Annotated in this window: 16 protein-coding genes; 12 read left to right on the plus strand and 4 right to left on the minus strand. The window is 69.5% G+C overall.

Annotated features, from left to right (window positions below):
- Window positions 1–206: 206 nt before the first annotated feature.
- From GFH49_RS33580 to GFH49_RS33605, 6 genes are all read left to right on the plus strand, one after another.
- Complete coding sequence (locus GFH49_RS33580) at window positions 207–2756, plus strand: YfhO family protein (RefSeq protein ID WP_230396648.1); 2550 nt, start codon at window positions 207–209, stop codon at window positions 2754–2756.
- A gap of 41 nt (window positions 2757–2797) precedes the next feature.
- The gene (locus GFH49_RS33585; RefSeq protein WP_155059838.1) at window positions 2798–3781 is read left to right on the plus strand and encodes a glycosyltransferase family 2 protein; all 984 of its coding nucleotides are present in this window, start codon (window positions 2798–2800) and stop codon (window positions 3779–3781) included.
- 14 nt (window positions 3782–3795) lie between these two features.
- Window positions 3796–4224, plus strand: a complete 429-nt coding sequence (locus GFH49_RS33590; RefSeq protein ID WP_155059881.1) for a GtrA family protein — start codon at window positions 3796–3798, stop codon at window positions 4222–4224.
- Window positions 4225–4250: 26 nt separating this feature from the next.
- Complete coding sequence (locus GFH49_RS33595; protein WP_155059839.1) at window positions 4251–4976, plus strand: prepilin peptidase; 726 nt, start codon at window positions 4251–4253, stop codon at window positions 4974–4976.
- A gap of 160 nt (window positions 4977–5136) precedes the next feature.
- Window positions 5137–6336 carry a cyclic dehypoxanthinyl futalosine synthase gene (gene mqnC, locus GFH49_RS33600; RefSeq protein ID WP_155059840.1) on the plus strand — a complete coding sequence of 400 codons (1200 nt, stop codon included), beginning with the start codon at window positions 5137–5139 and terminating at the stop codon, window positions 6334–6336.
- Window positions 6337–6343: 7 nt separating this feature from the next.
- The gene (locus tag GFH49_RS33605) at window positions 6344–6796 is read left to right on the plus strand and encodes an imidazolonepropionase-like domain-containing protein (protein WP_155059841.1); all 453 of its coding nucleotides are present in this window, start codon (window positions 6344–6346) and stop codon (window positions 6794–6796) included.
- A 22-nt stretch (window positions 6797–6818) separates the two neighbouring features.
- On the opposite strand, the gene GFH49_RS33610 is transcribed toward GFH49_RS33605, so the two are convergent.
- On the minus strand, window positions 6819–7868 hold the full coding sequence (locus tag GFH49_RS33610) for a chitinase (RefSeq protein ID WP_155059842.1): 1050 nt from the start codon (window positions 7866–7868) through the stop codon (window positions 6819–6821).
- A gap of 175 nt (window positions 7869–8043) precedes the next feature.
- On the opposite strand from GFH49_RS33610, the gene GFH49_RS33615 reads away from it, so the two are divergent.
- Genes GFH49_RS33615 through GFH49_RS33630 form a run of 4 tightly spaced genes read left to right on the plus strand, consistent with a single transcriptional unit; the run spans window position 8044 to window position 12682 of the window.
- Window positions 8044–8508, plus strand: a complete 465-nt coding sequence (locus tag GFH49_RS33615; RefSeq protein WP_155059843.1) for a hypothetical protein — start codon at window positions 8044–8046, stop codon at window positions 8506–8508.
- A 19-nt stretch (window positions 8509–8527) separates the two neighbouring features.
- Complete coding sequence (locus GFH49_RS33620; RefSeq protein ID WP_155059844.1) at window positions 8528–10849, plus strand: bifunctional polysaccharide deacetylase/glycosyltransferase family 2 protein; 2322 nt, start codon at window positions 8528–8530, stop codon at window positions 10847–10849.
- A 1-nt stretch (window position 10850) separates the two neighbouring features.
- On the plus strand, window positions 10851–11951 hold the full coding sequence (locus GFH49_RS33625; RefSeq protein WP_155059845.1) for an acyltransferase family protein: 1101 nt from the start codon (window positions 10851–10853) through the stop codon (window positions 11949–11951).
- Window positions 11952–11986: 35 nt separating this feature from the next.
- A complete protein-coding gene (locus tag GFH49_RS33630; RefSeq protein ID WP_155059846.1) occupies window positions 11987–12682 on the plus strand; it encodes a demethylmenaquinone methyltransferase in 696 nt (231 codons plus the stop codon).
- A gap of 36 nt (window positions 12683–12718) precedes the next feature.
- On the opposite strand, the gene GFH49_RS33635 is transcribed toward GFH49_RS33630, so the two are convergent.
- Both GFH49_RS33635 and GFH49_RS33640 read right to left on the minus strand, forming a co-directional pair.
- Window positions 12719–13057: a PASTA domain-containing protein gene (locus GFH49_RS33635; protein WP_268867535.1), complete on the minus strand. Its 339-nt coding sequence runs from the start codon at window positions 13055–13057 to the stop codon at window positions 12719–12721.
- A gap of 93 nt (window positions 13058–13150) precedes the next feature.
- Window positions 13151–13657 (minus strand): GNAT family N-acetyltransferase, encoded by a 507-nt coding sequence (locus GFH49_RS33640; protein ID WP_155059847.1) that lies wholly within the window; start codon window positions 13655–13657, stop codon window positions 13151–13153.
- A 97-nt stretch (window positions 13658–13754) separates the two neighbouring features.
- Between GFH49_RS33640 and GFH49_RS33645 the strand changes: the two genes are divergently transcribed.
- Window positions 13755–15047, plus strand: coding sequence for a geranylgeranyl reductase family protein (locus GFH49_RS33645; protein ID WP_155059848.1), 1293 nt, complete (start codon window positions 13755–13757; stop codon window positions 15045–15047).
- A gap of 262 nt (window positions 15048–15309) precedes the next feature.
- Here the strand turns inward: GFH49_RS33645 and GFH49_RS33650 are convergent, their stop codons facing one another.
- A complete protein-coding gene (locus GFH49_RS33650) occupies window positions 15310–16146 on the minus strand; it encodes a C40 family peptidase (RefSeq protein WP_155059849.1) in 837 nt (278 codons plus the stop codon).
- Window positions 16147–16860: 714 nt separating this feature from the next.
- On the opposite strand from GFH49_RS33650, the gene GFH49_RS33655 reads away from it, so the two are divergent.
- Window positions 16861–17220: an NADH-quinone oxidoreductase subunit A gene (locus GFH49_RS33655; protein WP_033319564.1), complete on the plus strand. Its 360-nt coding sequence runs from the start codon at window positions 16861–16863 to the stop codon at window positions 17218–17220.
- Window positions 17221–17232: the final 12 nt, after the last annotated feature.

Here is a 17232-nt window from a genome sequence, read left to right on the forward strand (position 1 = left end):
ACTCGCAGTACTTCGGAGGCTTGCCGAGAATGGTTACAAGTGGCGTTCCTCACAGGAACGCGAGCCGTTCGCCCGGACAGGGACAGGGTGTGAACCAGACCACCCGTCCCGAACGGACGGAACAGGCCACCCCGGCAACGCCGTCGCCCGGAGCCGCGCCCGGAACCCGGACGCGGCTCCGCCTCCGCCTCCATCCCCGCCTCCGTCTGCCCCACCGCCCCGCCGGTGCCGCCCCGACCGCCGCCCTGCTGGCCGCGGCCCTGACCGTCGCCGTCCTCTGCGCCGGCGACATCATCGCCCGCAGCTACCCCTTCGGCTCCCGCACCCGAAGCGTCAACGACCTCGGCAACCAGTACGTACCCTTCCACGCCCACCTGTGGGACCTGCTGCACGGGCGGGCCGACGGTGGTCTCCTCGTCAACTGGCAGTCCGGGTACGGCTCCAGCTTCCTGCCTGACTTCGGTACGTATCTCAGCAGCCCGTTCGCCCTGCTCGTAGGGGTGTTCCCGCGGGACGAGATCGATCTCGCGGTGTATGTGATCACTCTGCTGAAGGTGGCGTCGGCGGGGGCCGCGATGGCCTGGCTGCTGCTCAGGCTGCGCCCCGGCCGCTGGTGGGCCGCGGGGCTGCTCGGTGCGTCGTACGCCCTGTGCGGCTGGACGCTGGCGACCGCCGTCTACAACACGATGTGGCTCGACGGTCTGCTCGCCCTGCCGCTGCTGTGCCTGGTCGGCGAGTGGGCGCTGAACGGCCGGCGCCCGGTGCTCGGCGTGATCGTCGTGGCGCTCGTCTGGATCGCCAACTTCTACACGGCGTACATGGCCACGCTCGCCGCCGGTCTCGTCCTGCTGCTCAGGCTGTGGCTCGCGGACCTCGACCGGAGGCAACGCCTCGCCGCGGCGGGACGGGCCGTACTGACCGTCACGCTCGGGGTGGGGCTGGCGGCTCCGCTGGTGGTCACCGTGTACTTCGGCACCAAGCACGCCTACCCCGGCATGGTCCGGACGTTCACCCCCGCAGCGACGCAGGACCTGCTGGCCCGGCTGCTGCCGACGACATACAGCTTCAGCAGCCCGGCCATCTACGTCGGAACCACGGCGCTGCTGCTCGCCCTCGCGCTGCCCTTCCACCGGAAGGTCCCGCGCCGGATCCGCTACGGCTGGACGCTGCTCGTCGCCGCCGTCGCGCTGTCGTTCCAGTGGGGCCCGACCCACCTTCTCTGGCACGCCTTCTCCACCCCGAACGGCAGCCCGTACCGACAGACCTTCGTGCTCTGCGGGCTGCTGGTGATCGCCGCCTGGCACGCACTGTCGTACGGTCCTCCCGGCCGGCGCGCGCTGGCCGCGGCGGGCGGACTGCTGGCGCTGATCATCGCCGTCGCAAGCCGCAGCGCGCTGACGGACCGCTCCTTCACCCTGCCGCTCACCCTTCTCGCCGCCGCGGGCGCCCTGTGCGGGCTGGCCCTGCTCGCCCGCCACCACAGCGGGCGCAAGACCGTCCTGGCCGGCCTCGCCGTCACCCTCCTCATCGGCACACAGGTCGGCGAGGCCACCGCCACCTCCGCCGTCGCCACCCGGCTGCGCTACGGCCACCTCGACGACTACGCGCCCTGGGGCCCGCGGCAGCAGCAGCAGTCGGAGGTGATCGCCGAGGCCGACGGCTGGCCCCGGTACCGGACCGACCCGGGCCGGCAGCAGACCGTCGCCAACGACGCGCTGATGGTGGGCGGTCAGGGCGGCCAGTACTACAGCAGCATGACCTCCGACGTCCTCAGCCGCACGCTCGTCGCGCTCGGGGACGGCTACACCTCCCGTGGCCGCAGCGTGCAGAGCCTGGACAACGCCGTCACGGACGCGATCTTCTCCGTCGGGGCGCGGGTGCACTCACCGCCGGACCCGCATCAGGACTGGTTCCCGCAGGACGGCACCAAGGTGACGGTGGACCGGGAGGACGTGCCGCCCCTGGTGACGGTACGGCCGGACGCCGGCGCGGACGTCTCCGCCTACGGGCCGTCGCCGTACCGCAACCAGGAACTGCTGCTGGGCACCCAGGTCTACACCGTGCCCACCGTCACCGTCCGCACCCCCGCGGGGAAGCAGCCGCCGCGCAGCGCCGACAGCCGGCCCGGCCTGCGGGTCGAAGGCCCCGGCAACTCGACGCTCACCGCCACCTGCCGGGCCGGCAGCGAGGCGTACCTCTGGGCCCCGCACTTCTCCGGCACCGCGAGCATCACCGGCGCGCGCACCCCCGCGCGCTTCCGGTCCGACCCCGGCACCAAGATCGCCGCGATGCAGCGCCTCGGCACGGTCCCGGCCTCCGGACGGCTCCGCGTCGAGCTGTCCCCCAACCGGCCGGGTGTCGTCCCCGGGGACGCGGTCGGCTGCCTGGACACCGGGCGCCTGCGCACCGCCGTCGACCAGCTGAAGACCACCGGCGCCACGAAGGTGTCCGTCTCCGACGGCACGATCCGCGCCGAACTCCCGCCCGGCAGCGAGGGAACCGCGGTCGTCGCCGCGCCGCGCATCGCCGGCTGGCGCTGTGCGGCGGGGGACGCCGACGCCGTACCCGCGAAGCAGTACTACGGCCTGATCGCCGTCCCCCTGGACGGCTCCTCGACCAGCCTCACCTGCACCTTCCACCCACCGGGCCTGCGCCTGGGCGGAGCCGTCGGCGCCGCCTCGCTGCTGACCCTCATCGTCCTCAGCGTCCTCGCCGCGGTCAGGCGACGGCGCGTACACCACCGCCCGAGCGCATGACCACCGCTCGCCGACCGAACCTCACGGGGAGTACCCGAACCATGCTCATCTCGATCGTCGCACCCTGTTACAACGAAGAAGACGTCATAGCCCGGTTCCACGACGCGGCCCAGAAGATCGCGGAGGAACTCCTGCCGCTCGGCCACGACATGGAGTTCGTCTACGTCGACGACGGCAGCGGCGACAGGACTCTGGGAGAGCTGCAGCGGCTGGCCGAACTCGACGCGCGCGTGCGCTATGTCTCCTTCAGCCGCAACTTCGGCAAGGAGGCAGCCCTGCTCGCCGGCCTGCGCCACGCCTCGGGAGACGCCGTGATCGTCATGGACGCCGACCTCCAGCACCCGCCGGAGCTGATCCACCGCATGGTGGAACTGCACGCACAGGGCCACGACCAGGTCATCGCCAAGCGGACCAGGACCGGCGACCGCTTCACCCGCACGGTCACCGCGCGCCTCTACTACCGCCTCATCAACCGCCTCGTCGACGTCGAACTCGTCGACGGCGTCGGTGACTTCCGGCTGCTCTCCCGACGTGTGGTGGACGCGATCCTGGACCTCACCGAGTACAACCGCTTCTCCAAGGGCCTGTTCGCCTGGGTGGGTTTCCCCAGCACCACCTTCGAGTACGACAACGCCACCCGCGCCCACGGCAGCAGTTCCTGGAACTTCCGCAGCCTCCTCAACTACGGCCTCGACGGCCTGCTCTCCTTCAACAACCGCCCGCTGCGCGCCGCCCTCCACCTCGGCATGGCACTGCTGCTGTGCACGGGCCTGTATACGGCGTGGATCGTGGGCGCCGCGCTCATCAATGGCGTGGAGACCCCGGGCTATGTCACCATCATCACGGCCGTCACCGCCGCCGCGGCCATGCAAATGATCATGCTGGGGATCATCGGCGAATACACGGGCAGGATCTACTACGAGGTCAAGGGGCGCCCGCACTTCCTGGTGAAGGCCACGAATGTGAAGCGAACCCAGGACCAGGCACCGTGCGGCAGCCAAGCGACCAAGGACCTCATTACCTGATGAGTAATTCCGTGATGAGCAACTCACTGGCGAGCGCGCGAACCGGAACCGTGGCGGAGCCCCGCCCGATATCGGGGCAGATCCTCGTCTTCGCGGTCGTCGGTGTCATCAACACCGGGACGTACTACGGCCTATATCTGCTGCTTCTGCCGCACCTGCCCTACATGGCCGCGCACCTCCTCGCCTCCTGCCTCAGCATGATCGGGTCCTTCTTCCTCAACACCCGGTTCACTTACCGGACGAGGCCGACCTGGCGGAAGTTCCTGCTGTTCCCCCTGACGAACGCGACGAGCTTCGTCGTCACGACGGCAGGGGTGTACGTCATCGTCGACATCCTGCACGCCGGGAGCCGCTTCGCCCCGCTGCTCGCGTCGATGGTGGCGATTCCGGCGACGTTCGTGGTGTCCCGCACGATCATGCTGCCGAAGGGCCGGGGCCGGTAGAACTGCCGCTGCCATACTGGCTCCTTGTGACCGGCCTCCTCGTGATCGTCGCCGCGCTGTGGGGCGGGGTGACGGGTGCGCTGCTGCCCCGCGCGGCCTACCGCTTCTCCGTCCCGTCGGGGGAGGAGTGGCGAGAGCTGTGTCCGGGCGGGCATGCGATCCGGGGGTGGGCCGGGCGGGCGCGCTGCGCCGAGTGCCCCGATCCGTCGTACGGCCCCGCCACCCCCCTCCTCCCGCTCACCACCGCAGTCGTCTGCGCCGTCCTCGCCGCCGCCACCGACACCCGTCCCGAAGTCGCCGTGTGGCTCCTCCTCGCCCCCCTCGGCGTGCTCCTCGCGGTCGTCGACTTCCGGGTGCAGCGCCTGCCGGACGCGCTGACCCTCCCGCTCGCGGCGGCGGTCCTGGTCCTCCTCGGGCTGGTCGCGCTCGTCCCCGAGCACACCGGGGACTGGCTCACCGCCCTGTCCGGCGCGCTCGCGCTCGGCGGCGGCTACTTCGTGCTGTTCCGGATCAACCCCGGCGGCATGGGCTTCGGCGACGTCAAGCTGGCGCTCGGCGTGGGGGCCGCGCTCGGCTGGTACGGCTGGCCGACCGTGCTGCTCGGCACGCTGGCGGGGTTCCTGCTGGGGGCGCTCTACGGCGGTGCGCTCGTCGTCGCGCGGAAGGCGGACCGGAAGACGGCGATCCCGTTCGGGCCGTTCCTGATCGCGGGGGCGTATGCCGGGCTGCTGAGCGGGGCGTGCGCGGTCTGAGGTCGGGGCGTACGCGGTCTGAGGTCGGGGCGTGCGCGGCCTGAGGTCGGGGCGTGCGCGGCCTGAGGTCGGGGCGTTCACGGCCTGAGGTAGGGCGGGCAAAAGGGCTGGCGTAGGCTGGCTGGGTCTGTCCACAACCCTTGACGAAAGGGACGCTCCGGTGACCGAGAAGGCCGACCTTCAGTCCGTCCTCGACCGTGCGGCCGAGGGTGGGCGGATCACCCCCGAGGAGGCGCTCGACCTCTACCGTGACGCCCCGCTGCACGCGCTGGGCGCCGCCGCCGACGCCGTACGCCGCCGCCGGTACACCGGAACCGAGCACATCGCGACGTACATCATCGAGCGCAACATCAACTACACGAACGTCTGCGTCACGGCCTGCAAGTTCTGCGCCTTCTACGCGGCCCCCAAGGACGAGGCCAAGGGCTGGACCCGCGACCTGGACGACATCCTGCGGCGGTGCGCCGAGACCGTCGAGCTCGGCGGTACGCAGATCATGTTCCAGGGCGGCCACCACCCGGACTTCGGCGTCGAGTACTACGAGCGGCACTTCTCGGCGATCAAGCAGGCCTTCCCGCAGCTCGTCATCCACAGCCTGGGGGCGAGCGAGGTCGAGCACATGGCCCGGATCTCCGAGGTGAGCGTCGAGGAGGCGATCCGGCGCATCCACGCCGCCGGCCTCGACTCGTTCGCCGGCGCCGGCGCGGAACTTCTCCCCGCGCGCCCCCGCAAGGCCATCGCGCCCCTCAAGGAGTCCGGTGAGCGCTGGCTGGAGATCATGGAGGCCGCGCACAAGCTGGGCGTGGAATCGACGTCCACGATGCTCATGGGCACCGGTGAGACCAACGCCGAGCGCATCGAGCATCTGCGGATGATCCGGGACGTACAGGACCGGACGGGCGGCTTCCGGGCCTTCATCCCGTACACCTACCAGCCGGAGAACAACCACCTGAAGGGCCGTACGCAGGCGACGCTCTTCGAGTACCTGCGGATGATCGCCATCGCGCGGTTGTTCATGGACAACATCCAGCACATCCAGGGATCCTGGCTGACCACCGGCAAGGAGATCGGCCAGCTCTCCCTCCACTACGGCGCCGACGACCTCGGTTCGATCATGCTGGAGGAGAACGTCGTCTCCAGCGCGGGCGCCAAGCACCGCTCCAACCGCCTGGAGATCATCGACCTGATCCGCAAGGCGGGCCGCGTGCCCGCCCAGCGCTCGACCACGTACGAGCACCTCGTCGTGCACGACGACCCGGCGAACGACCCCGTCGACGAGCGCGTCATGTCCCACATCTCGTCCACCGCGATCGAGGGCGGCACCGCACACCCCGAACTGAAGCTGCTCGCTTCCAACTGACGTACCCGTGCTGACGATTCATACGGCGGACGAGGTACGGACCGTCTGGGGGAGCGGAGAGCCCGTCGCGGGCGGTGCCGTGGCGGTGGACGGCGGTCGGGTCGCCGCGGTGGGTCCGCTCGCCGAGCTGACGGAGCGGTTCCCGGGCGCGCGGGTACGGCGCTGGCCCGGCGGTGTGCTCGGGCCCGCGCGCGTGTACGACGGCCCGCTCCCGGACGCCCCGACACCGCGCGAACGGATTCACGCCGTGCTGAAGCGGGGGGCGGTGGCTGTGCTGGAGGAGTACGCCGGCACCGCTGAACTCCGGGCGGCGGCGGCACGGAACGACGTGCTCGTAGTGCCGCACCCTCGGCCCACGGCGATCACCGAGAACGGCCGGGCGGATCTGGCGGTCCTGGACGACGGCGGCGACTGCATCGCGACGGTGTGCGCGGGCCGTTTGGTGCACAGACGCCGGTAAGGCGGGCGCCAGTCACAGACCCTCACTCGGCGAACGCCTCCGCAAACGCCCCCGCCTCCTGCTCCACCCCACTGCAATTGGTGGCCGCGTCATCGTCGTCCGCGTTCCCGTCCTCGCACTCCTGATCCCGGAGCGTGGACCACATCGACACCCACGCGACCTCCTTCTCCTCCGCGAACGCCCGCACCTGTGCCGCATCGGACAACGTGAACGTCTCACCGTCCACGTCATTCACCCCGATCATCGAAGTCAGCGCCATTCCACGCCACGCCGCCGCGTCGGACAGCCCGAAGACATCGGCCAGTTGATCGTGCGCGGCCTTCGCCGCGGTGATCGCATAGCCCCCCATGTCCCCGTCGTACGACTCGCTGTAATTCATGGTCATGAGGTTGACCGTGGCGACCTGCACGGAGTTGTTGTTGGCCGACTCCAGCAACGTCAGACTGTCCTCGTCCAGCCCCGACGGCATGACCGGCAGCGTGAACGACACCTTCAGGTCGCTGCGCTCCTGCTGAAGCAACGCGATGGCCCTGGAGCGCAGTTCGACTGACGTGGAGTCGGTCAGCGCATCGCCCTCGATGTCGAAGTCGGCCTGCTCGGACCCGGCGGCGTCCAGCGCCTTGCCGTACGCCTCGGCCAACTCGCGCGCACTGTCGCAGCTTTCCGCCAGTTCCTCCCCGGAGGCCCCGCCGAAGGAGACGCGGACGGCGGCGCCGGACTCCTTGAGCGCGGAGATACGGGACTGCACGGTCGTATCGCCGATGGCGGCCGTGCCGTTCCACTTCGGCGTGCAGCCGCTGCCGCCGGAGATCACGAAGGCCAGATTGTACGTCGTGGGGGAGCCCGTGGAGTCGTTGTCGGACGCGGCCGTGGCACTGACGTACGGGGCGTACGAGGTGCTGGACGACGGGCTGGACGACGTACTGGACGACGGGCTGGACGTCGCGCCGGGTGACGCGGATCCGGCGGGGGCCGCCGCGTCCGAGGAGTCGGCGGAGCCACTGGAGCACCCCGCGGTGGCCAGGGCGATCAGACAGGTGAGCCCGGCCGCCGGCCTCAGGAAACTCCGCATTGTGTACGCACCCGCTCTCGTGATTTCTGGGGTGGGAATGTCTCACACGGAGCTGGGCTTCACGAGGGCAGAATCCGTAATCTCACAGTGAACGGACAGGTTGAGGCGTTTCTCATGGCTGTCTCATATGAACTCCCGAGTTTTTGCCACATAAAGGCTCCCTAATATCCGGGGAATGCATTCCGAGCCTGCCACCGAAACCCGCGCCGCGGTCCGCGGTCGCCGCCGCAAACGCGGCAGCGGGCCCTCCGCAGAAGGCCCCGTGTTCGTTGACAACTCCGGGCGCCGGTCGAAGGCGCTGCGCCGGATCGGCGTCCTCGTCGGTGTCGTCTGCCTCGGCTACGCGGTCGTCCTGGGCATGGCGTTCATGGGCGTGGGCATCTCGCTCAACCCGTCCCAGCTGCTGCCCTTCGGCAACAACGGCCAGGGCGCCCCCGGCGGCGACCAGGGACCCGGCGGCCAGCAGCCGCAGGGCGGCGTCGCCCCCACCGGCACCCCGCCCGCGCAGCCCACCGGCACCCCGCCCGCGGGCACCGCCACCGGTGCCCCGCCCACGGGCACCCCCACCGGCATTCCGCCGAGCGCCACTCCGAGCGCCACTCCGAGCGCCACCCCGACCGCGACCTCCGCCGCCAACTGACCGGGACGCAGCCACTCTCATGACTTCGACGACGTCCTCCCGCGGCCGCAGGCGAGCCCCCTCGAAGGTGCAGCGGGCCGCAGGCAAGGCCGCGGCGCTGCAGAAGCCGCGTGTGATCCTCGCCCTGCTTCTCCTGCTGGCGCTGACCAGCATCATGCTGCTCGACGGCTATCTGCGCGCCGAGGTCGGCGGTGATCAGCGGGTGCGCAGCGGCGCCAGTTCCAGCAAGGTCCCGGACAAGATCCTCGACGGCGGCCCGATCGTCACCTTCCGGGGCGGCCAGGCCACCACGGTCTCCGTGCCGGAGAAGACCATCGCGCTCACCTTCGACGACGGTCCCAACCCCACGTACACGCCCCAGGTCCTGAAGATCCTGGAGAAGTACGACGTCCCCGCCACGTTCTTCGTGGTCGGCTCGATGGTCTCCCGCTACCCGGGCATCGTGAAGGACGTGGTCGAGCAGGGCAACGAGGTGGGCATCCACACCTTCACCCACGTCGACCTGTCGTACCAGAGCGACGCCCGCATCCAGCGGGAGATGACCCAGACGCAGCTCGCGCTCGCGGGCGCGGCCGGCATCACGACCACCCTGTTCCGCGCCCCGTACTCCTCGGAGACGGACGCCATCGACAACTACAGCTGGCCGGTCTACAAGAAGCTGGGCGAGGAAGGGTTCACCAGCGTCTTCATCGACACCGACAGCGACGACTGGAAGCAGCCGGGCGTCTCGAAGATCGTCAAGTGGGCCACGCCGGAGGACGGCAAGGGCGCGTCGGTCCTCTTCCATGACGCGGGGGGCGTGCGCGAGCAGACGATCAAGGCGCTGCCGACGTACATCAAGAAGATGAAGGCGAAGGGGTACACCTTCACCACCATCAGCGGGGCGATCCAGCAGCAGGAGGCGAGCGGGCAGACGGGGTCCGGCCAGGCGGCTTCCGGGCAAGGGTCCTCCGGCCAGCAGGCTGGTGCGGGTGTCCCTGGAACCGGCGGTCAGCAGCCGGGCGGCCAGCAGCCCGGTGACGGCGCTGCGAGCCTCCAGGCCGCCCACCGCACCGCCACCGGCGCCACCCTCTACGAGGGCAAGGCCCTCATCGCCGCCGTCGCGGTCGCCGAGTGGACCGTGCCGACGCTGTCCGTCGGGCTGATCGTCGTCGGCGTGGCCGTGCTGGGCCGGTTCGGGATGATGCTGGTCCTGGCCCGCCGCCACTACAGACAGCGCAACAAGCGCCGGTTCACCTGGGGACCGCCGGTCACCCGGCCGGTGAGCGTGATCGTCCCGGCGTACAACGAGAAGGAGTGCATCGCCAACACCCTTGAGTCGCTGGCGAAGAGCACCCATCCGATCGAGATCATCATCGTCGACGACGGGTCGTCGGACGGCACGTCGGAGATCGCGCGGGCTGCGGCCGACTCGCTCGGCATGACCAACGTCCGCGTCATCCGCCAGGAGAACGCGGGCAAGCCGGCCGCGCTGAACAACGGTGTGCGCAGCGCCAGTCACGACATCGTCGTGATGATGGACGGCGACACCGTCTTCGAGCCGGAGACCGTGCGCCGGCTGGTGCAGCCCTTCGCCGACCCCGGGATCGGCGCGGTCGCCGGCAACGCCAAGGTCGGCAACCGCGACACCGTCATCGGCGCCTGGCAGCACATCGAGTACGTGATGGGCTTCAACCTCGACCGCCGCATGTACGACCTGCTGCGCTGCATGCCGACCATCCCCGGCGCGATCGGCGCGTTCCGTCGCGCGGCGGTCCTGGAGGTCGGCGGCATGAGCGAGGACACGCTCGCCGAGGACACCGACATCACCATCGCCATGCACCGCCAGGGCTGGCGGGTCGTCTACCAGGAGCACGCCAAGGCCTGGACGGAGGCGCCCGGTTCGCTGAAGCAGCTGTGGTCCCAGCGCTACCGCTGGTCGTACGGCACGATGCAGGCGCTGTGGAAGCACCGCAAGTCCCTGACGGACAAGGGCCCTTCCGGCCGCTTCGGCCGGGTGGGCATGCCGCTGGTGGTCATCTTCCAGATCATCACGCCGGTCTTCGCCCCGCTCATCGACGTCTTCACCGTCTACTCGATGATCTTCGTCGACTTCGAGGCGGCGCTGCTGGCCTGGCTCGCGGTCCTCGGCGTCCAGCTCGTCTGCGCGGCGTACGCCTTCCGCCTCGACCGGGAGCGGTACCGCTACCTCCTGATGATGCCCCTCCAGCAACTGGCCTACCGCCAGATGATGTACCTCGTCCTCATCCACTCCTGCATCACCGCCCTCACCGGCGGCCGACTCCGCTGGCAGAAGCTGAAGCGGACCGGTGAGGTCGGGACTCCGGCGGGGGCGAGCTGAGATGGGCTCGCATCGCAGGGGCGGCGTGGTCGTCGACCGTCCGGCCGCTGCCGCCCGTCCGGCACAGAACCCCACCCGTGACCGCTACTTCGACACCCTGAGGGCCGTCGCTCTCATCCGCGTCGTCACCTACCACACCTTCGGCTGGGCCTGGGCCGGGATGGTGTTCCCCTCCATGGGCATCATGTTCGGCCTGGCCGGCACCCTGATGGCGAGGTCCCTGGAGCGCCCGGCGTTCAAGGTGGTGCGCAGCCGGATGCGCCGGCTCCTGCCCCCGTTCTGGTTCTGGGGCTTCTTCGTGGTCCTCGCGATGCTGATCCACGGCTGGATGCCGGGCTGGCAGATCGTCTTCTGGGTCGTGCCGCTCGGCGACCCGCCGGGCAACGCATGGGCTGTCCAGGCCTGGGAGATCCTCTGGTACCTGCGGACGTACCTCTGGTTCGTGCTGCTGTCCCCGCTCCTGCTGAAGGTGTTCCGGCCGGCCCCGGTACCGGTCCTGCTGCTGTCCCTGTCCCCGATCCTGGTCCTGCACTTCCTCTGGGAGCCCCCCGACGACCGCTTCGGCAGCGCGCTGACCGACCTCGCCACCTTCCTCTTCTGCTGGATCCTCGGCTTCGCGCACCGCGACGGAGTCCTGCAGCGACTGAAGCCGGCCGCCGTAGTGATCCTCTCGCTCGCCGCGATCGGCTACGGCGGCTGGTACACCTTCACGCACCAGGCCGAGACGGGTTCGTACGACCTCGACGACATCCCGCTCGCCCAGGCCTTCTGGTCGGCCGGCTTCGTGACGCTGCTGTTCTGGGTGAAGTCGTACTTCCGAATCGACTTCGCCTGGCTGACCGGCTTCCGGCGGACGGACCGGATCGTCACGATCTTCAACTCCCGCGCGGTGACGATCTACCTGTGGCACGAGATCGCCCTGATCCTCGCCGTTCCGCTGATCGACCAGTTCTGGAACGTGCCCGCGTTCGAGAAGTGGCTGCCGCTGGAGAGCCAGTGGTTCATGTTCGGGATCGGGTGGATCCTGATCGCGGTGTTCGTCCTGTTGTGCGGATGGGCGGAGGACGTGGCGGGGAAGCGGCGACCGAGGCTCATCCCCTGAGCCGGTGCTGGGAGCCGTACTGCAAGAATGGGGCCGTGACCCGCGCTTCCCTGAACAAGCAGCCGCACGAAGTCGCCTCGATGTTCGACGACGTCGCGGAACGGTACGACCTGACGAACGACGTGCTGTCGCTCGGCCAGGACCGGCTGTGGCGCAAGGAGGTCGCCAGGGCCGTCGACGCCCGTCCCGCCCAGAAGGTCCTGGACCTGGCGGCCGGCACGGCGACGTCCTCGATGCCCTTCACCCGCAGCGGCGCGTATGTCGTCCCCTGCGACTTCTCCCTCGGCATGCTCCAGGTCGGGAAGCGGAACCACCCCTGGCTGCCGCTGACCGCGGGCGACGCGACGCGGCTGCCGTTCAGGGACGACGTCTTCGACGCCGTCACGATCTCCTTCGGGCTGCGCAACGTCCAGGACACGGATGCCGCGCTGCGCGAGATGTACCGGGTGACCAAGCCCGGCGGCCGGGTCGTGATCTGCGAGTTCTCGCACCCGACCTGGACGCCCTTCCGCACGGTCTACACCGAGTACCTGATGCGCGCCCTGCCGCCGATCGCCCGCGCGGTCTCCTCCAGCCCCGACGCGTACGTCTATCTCGCCGAGTCCATCCGCGCCTGGCCCGACCAGCCCGCGCTGGCCGAGCGGCTGGGCAAGGCCGGCTGGTCGAAGGTGGCCTGGCGGAACCTGACCGGCGGGGTGGTCGCTCTGCACCGGGGCTTCAAGGAGAGCTGACCCAGATTTCAGGGGGCACTTTTCAGGGGGGACCTTTCAGTGGATCACCTCGAAGGCGTCCCCGGCTGCGTCCAGCTCGCGCTGCATTCCGCCCCTCGGCGGATTGGGGATCCGCGGCTCACGCACGCCCGCGCCTCCGCCGCCCTCGCCCTCGCCGAGGTCGAACCATACGGTGACCACGGCCCCGCGCGGCACCTCGACGCCGGGCAGCGGGTACTGCCGTACGACATAGTCGACGACCGTGAGGTGGAAGTCGGGCCGGTCGGGTGCGGCGAGGAGCACTCCGTGAGCCTCTGCCTCCTCGCGCGCGTCCATGGCCATCAGACCGACCAGCTTCGGTACGCGCACTTCGGGCGTCTTGGGTGTTATGTGCACAGATGTCACCCCCAGCGGTACTGGCAGGGTAACCGCACGGGAGTGTTGTCCGGAAGCGTCAAGTGGCTTTCTGTAGCAGCTGGTTACGTGGAGTTACAAGTCGAGCCGGTAGCAGTGTCCCTGCTGCTTCGACTCCGGCGTCGTGAAGACCTCGGCGAGACGCATGCCGAGCCGCCGCGTCACCGCGATCGACCGCGCGTTGTCGGCGAGGACCATCGCCACGACACTCGGTACCCCGGCCGCCCGCACGCGCTCCAGCGTCAGCCGCGCGGCGGCGGTGGCGTACCCCTTCCCCCAGTACGCCCGTCCGAGCCGCCAGCCGATCTCGATCTCGCCCGTGGGGCCCCAGCCACGCTCCCACGGCTGTGCGCCGGTGAAGCCGATGACCTCGCCGGGCTCGTCGAGCACGGTCCACAGGCAGAAGCCGCGTTCGGCGTCGTGTCTGCGCTGGCGGGCGGTGAGTTCCTCGTACACGGACAACTCGGCCGACCGGCCGCCGTGGAACTCCATGACATCCGGGTCGTCGAAGATCCGGTGCCAGGCGACGGCGTCCTCGTCGGTGGGGACACGGAGCCGTACCACGGGAAGTGCTCGGTTCACGGGGCAGCCCTTCAGCCGGGTGATCAGTAACGCTGAATAGACTGCCCATGTCCAGTGCCCGTCGGCACGTACATTTCGAACTTGGGGAGATCCCGTCGTGACCGAGCCCCTCTCCGAAAACACCGCCGATGTGATCGTCGTCGGCGCGGGGCCAGCCGGCTCCACGACCGCGTACTACCTGGCGAAGGCCGGACTCGACGTACTGCTGCTGGAGAAGACCAGCTTCCCCCGCGAGAAGGTGTGCGGCGACGGGCTGACCCCGCGCGCCACCAAGCAGCTTGTCGCGATGGGCATCGACATCTCGGAAGAGGCCGGCTGGCTGCGCAACAAGGGCCTGCGCATCATCGGCGGTGGTGTGCGGCTCCAGCTGGACTGGCCGGATCTCGCCTCCTTCCCCGACTACGGCCTCGTCCGCAAGCGCGACGACTTCGACGAGCAGCTCGCCCGCCAGGCCCAGAAGGCCGGTGCCCGCCTGTACGAGCGCTGCAACGTCGGCGCCCCGATCATCGACGACCGCACCGGCCGCATCACCGGCGTGCACGCCAAGCTGGGCGACTCCGGGGAGAAGCGGGAGGTCACCTTCCACGCCCCGCTGGTGGTGGCCGCCGACGGCAACTCCACCCGCCTCTCCCTGGCGATGGGCCTGCACCGCCGCGAGGACCGCCCGATGGGCGTCGCGGTCCGGACGTACTTCGAGAGCCCCCGCCACGACGACGACTACCTGGAGTCCTGGCTGGAGCTGTGGGACCGCCGGGGCCCGGGCGAGGACCGGCTGCTGCCGGGCTACGGCTGGATCTTCGGGATGGGCGACGGCACGTCCAACGTCGGCCTGGGCGTCCTGAACACCTCCGACTCCTTCAAGGAGCTGGACTGGCGCGAGGTGCTCAAGGCCTGGTGCGCGTCGATGCCGGAGGACTGGGGCTACACGCCGGAGAACATGACCGGGCCCATTCGCGGGGCCGCGTTGCCCATGGCCTTCAACCGCCAGCCCCACTACACGCGCGGGCTGTTGCTCGTCGGCGACGCCGGCGGCCTGGTGAACCCCTTCAACGGCGAGGGCATCGCCTACGCCATGGAGTCCGGCCAGATCGCCGCCGACGTCATCGTGCAGGCACACGCGCGTGCCACCCCGGCCCAGCGCGAGATCGCCCTCCAGCGCTACCCACGCGTCCTCAAGGACACCTACGGCGGCTACTACACCCTCGGTCGCGCCTTCGTGAAGCTCATCGGCAACCCGAAGGTCATGAAGATCGCGACCCAGCGCGGCCTGACCCACCCCCTCCTGATGAAGTTCACCCTGAAGATGCTGGCCAACCTCACCGACCCGACCGGCGGCGACGCGATGGACCGGATCATCAACGGGCTGAGCAAGGTGGCGCCGAAGGCGTAGCCGTCCGGCGGGTCAGCGGGCCGTCCGGGCAGCAGGTGAGGGCCTGCTGCCCGGACGGCCCGCCCGCCGCAGGGTGCCTCCCTCAACAGCTGTCCCGCCCGCCGGAGATGGAACCCGCTCAAACGCATCGACGAGGCCCGCTGCCGGCTGGGCCTGCCCGGAACCTTCGACCGCGGCTGAACGGGCCGGAGAACGCCACCGGAAGGGCCGCTGCCCCCGAGCGGCTGCGGCCCTTCCGGTCGTACGTTCGCTGTGGCGCGGCTCAGAGCACGCGCACCGCACCTGACGCCGGGTACCCGGACAGATCCTGGATCACCACGCCCTTGGAGGGGTTGGCCGCGTCCAGGTACTGGCCGTTTCCGATGTAGACGCCCACGTGGTACGCGGAGCCCTTGCCGCCCCAGTACAGGATGTCGCCCACCTGAAGGTTGGACAGGGAGACATCGGTGCCGGCCATCGACTGGTCCTGCGAGACCCGCGGAAGGTCCACGCCGACCTGCTTGAACGCGGCCTGCACCAGGCTGGAGCAGTCCCAGGCGTCGGGGCCGGAGGCTCCCAGGACGTAGGCGTCGCCCACCTGCGCCTGGAGGAAGGAGATGACCGTCGCGACACTGCCGCTCGCCGGCGCGGACACCGACGTGGACGTGTCGGCGTCGGCGGAGAGCGCCGTCCGCTCGGCGGCGCGGGAGGCGGCTTCCTCCGCCGCAGCCCTACGGGCCTCCTCCGCCTTCTTCTTGGCCTCTGCCTTCTTCTTCGCTTCCGCGAGGTCCTTCTTGGCCTCCTGGGCCGCCGCGGCGGCGGCCGCGTCACGCTCGGCCTGCAGTTCGTAGGTGGCCGCGGCCAACTGGGTGGCCTGCGCGGACTGCTCGACCTGTGCGGCCAGGTCGGCAGTGAGCGTGGGCAGTTCGAGCGTCTGCGTCACCGGCTCAGCCGCGTTCGCCGAAGCGGACGTGCCGGCCACTGCCACGGTGCTGAGGATGCCACCGGCAACTCCGGCCCGCATCGCGACTGTCGACGACGCGGTGCGGCGGGGCTTCCGGTGGCTGCGTATGTGAGCGGTGTGGGACATGGGAACAACGGGTACCAGGGGCTCCTCCATACCTTCAAGAAACGTGTGCTGCGCCACAGTTGTTCAATGGGAGCCCTGAATCCCGGGTGTGTCGCTCTTTATTGACGCCGTAACGGACATTGCGGACGGCCTCCATCTGGCCGGTGATCACGCCCTTTCTTCGTTACGCCCGAATTGCCCCCCACCTACCACCTGTTGGGACAGGTGGCCAACCCCCGTTCTCATCGGCCCCTCATGGGTGTGGCCGAGGTCACGCAACGGTCACGGGGTCGAGTGCGTCCTGCGTGCGCGCCTCCACGAAATCCGCTCGTGAATGCGTGCACGCGTCCATACCTCGCCCGCCCCTCCCTCTGATGTGTGAACGCGGCCCTCTATCAAGGCCTCACGTCCAGCGCGAATTTGCATGCAAGGGAAGTCTCTTGATATGGAGATGCCGCCCTCCAGCTGGGTCGACGAGCGAAAATGTCACCTCTGGTGATCACTCGGACGCCTCTCGTGCGAAGATCACCGCTCATCCGACTTCATGATCCTTCGTCAGGTGGTGGAGATCACAAAGCTTGTGTAATACCCCGTGTCGCAGATCACAGAGTGTCGGGCATAGGATGCGAGGCAGTTGGGCTTGTGACCTGCTTCACATGTTCTCGATCTTCGCCGGGACGAGCGGGGTTCGTGGGACCTGTGAGGCGGGTGGGTGAGCCCGGCCAACCGCCAGCAGTCAGTGCCGACTGAGAGGAGCGAGGAGCGGTGAACGCGTATGCGCCCATCCTCGTACTGGGAGCCCTCGGGGCAGGCTTTGCGATCTTCTCCGTGGTCATGGCCACGCTGATCGGTCCGAAGCGTTACAACCGGGCCAAGCTTGAGGCCTATGAGTGCGGTATCGAGCCGACCCCCACGCCGGCCGGCGGCGGGCGCTTCCCGATCAAGTACTACCTGACGGCGATGCTCTTCATCATCTTCGATATCGAGATCGTCTTCCTCTACCCCTGGGCCGTCACCTTCGACGCCCTGGGTGTTTTCGGGCTCGTGGAGATGCTGCTCTTCGTGCTCACCGTCTTCGTCGCCTACGCGTACGTCTGGCGCCGCGGCGGCCTGGAATGGGACTGAGGGGCCTTTAAG

Origin of the sequence: Streptomyces blattellae (genome assembly GCF_009709555.1) — a bacterium.
Taxonomy (GTDB): domain Bacteria; phylum Actinomycetota; class Actinomycetes; order Streptomycetales; family Streptomycetaceae; genus Streptomyces; species Streptomyces blattellae.

Coding starts and splice junctions, on each gene's coding strand:
- GFH49_RS33585 (WP_155059838.1), top strand. CDS start 2,798: ATGCTCATCTCGATCGTCGCACCCTGTTACAACGAAGAAGACGTCATA.
- GFH49_RS33590 (WP_155059881.1), top strand. CDS start 3,796: ATGAGCAACTCACTGGCGAGCGCGCGAACCGGAACCGTGGCGGAGCCC.
- GFH49_RS33610 (WP_155059842.1), bottom strand. CDS start 7,868: ATGCGGAGTTTCCTGAGGCCGGCGGCCGGGCTCACCTGTCTGATCGCC.
- GFH49_RS33615 (WP_155059843.1), top strand. CDS start 8,044: ATGCATTCCGAGCCTGCCACCGAAACCCGCGCCGCGGTCCGCGGTCGC.
- GFH49_RS33620 (WP_155059844.1), top strand. CDS start 8,528: ATGACTTCGACGACGTCCTCCCGCGGCCGCAGGCGAGCCCCCTCGAAG.
- GFH49_RS33625 (WP_155059845.1), top strand. CDS start 10,851: ATGGGCTCGCATCGCAGGGGCGGCGTGGTCGTCGACCGTCCGGCCGCT.
- GFH49_RS33650 (WP_155059849.1), bottom strand. CDS start 16,146: ATGGAGGAGCCCCTGGTACCCGTTGTTCCCATGTCCCACACCGCTCAC.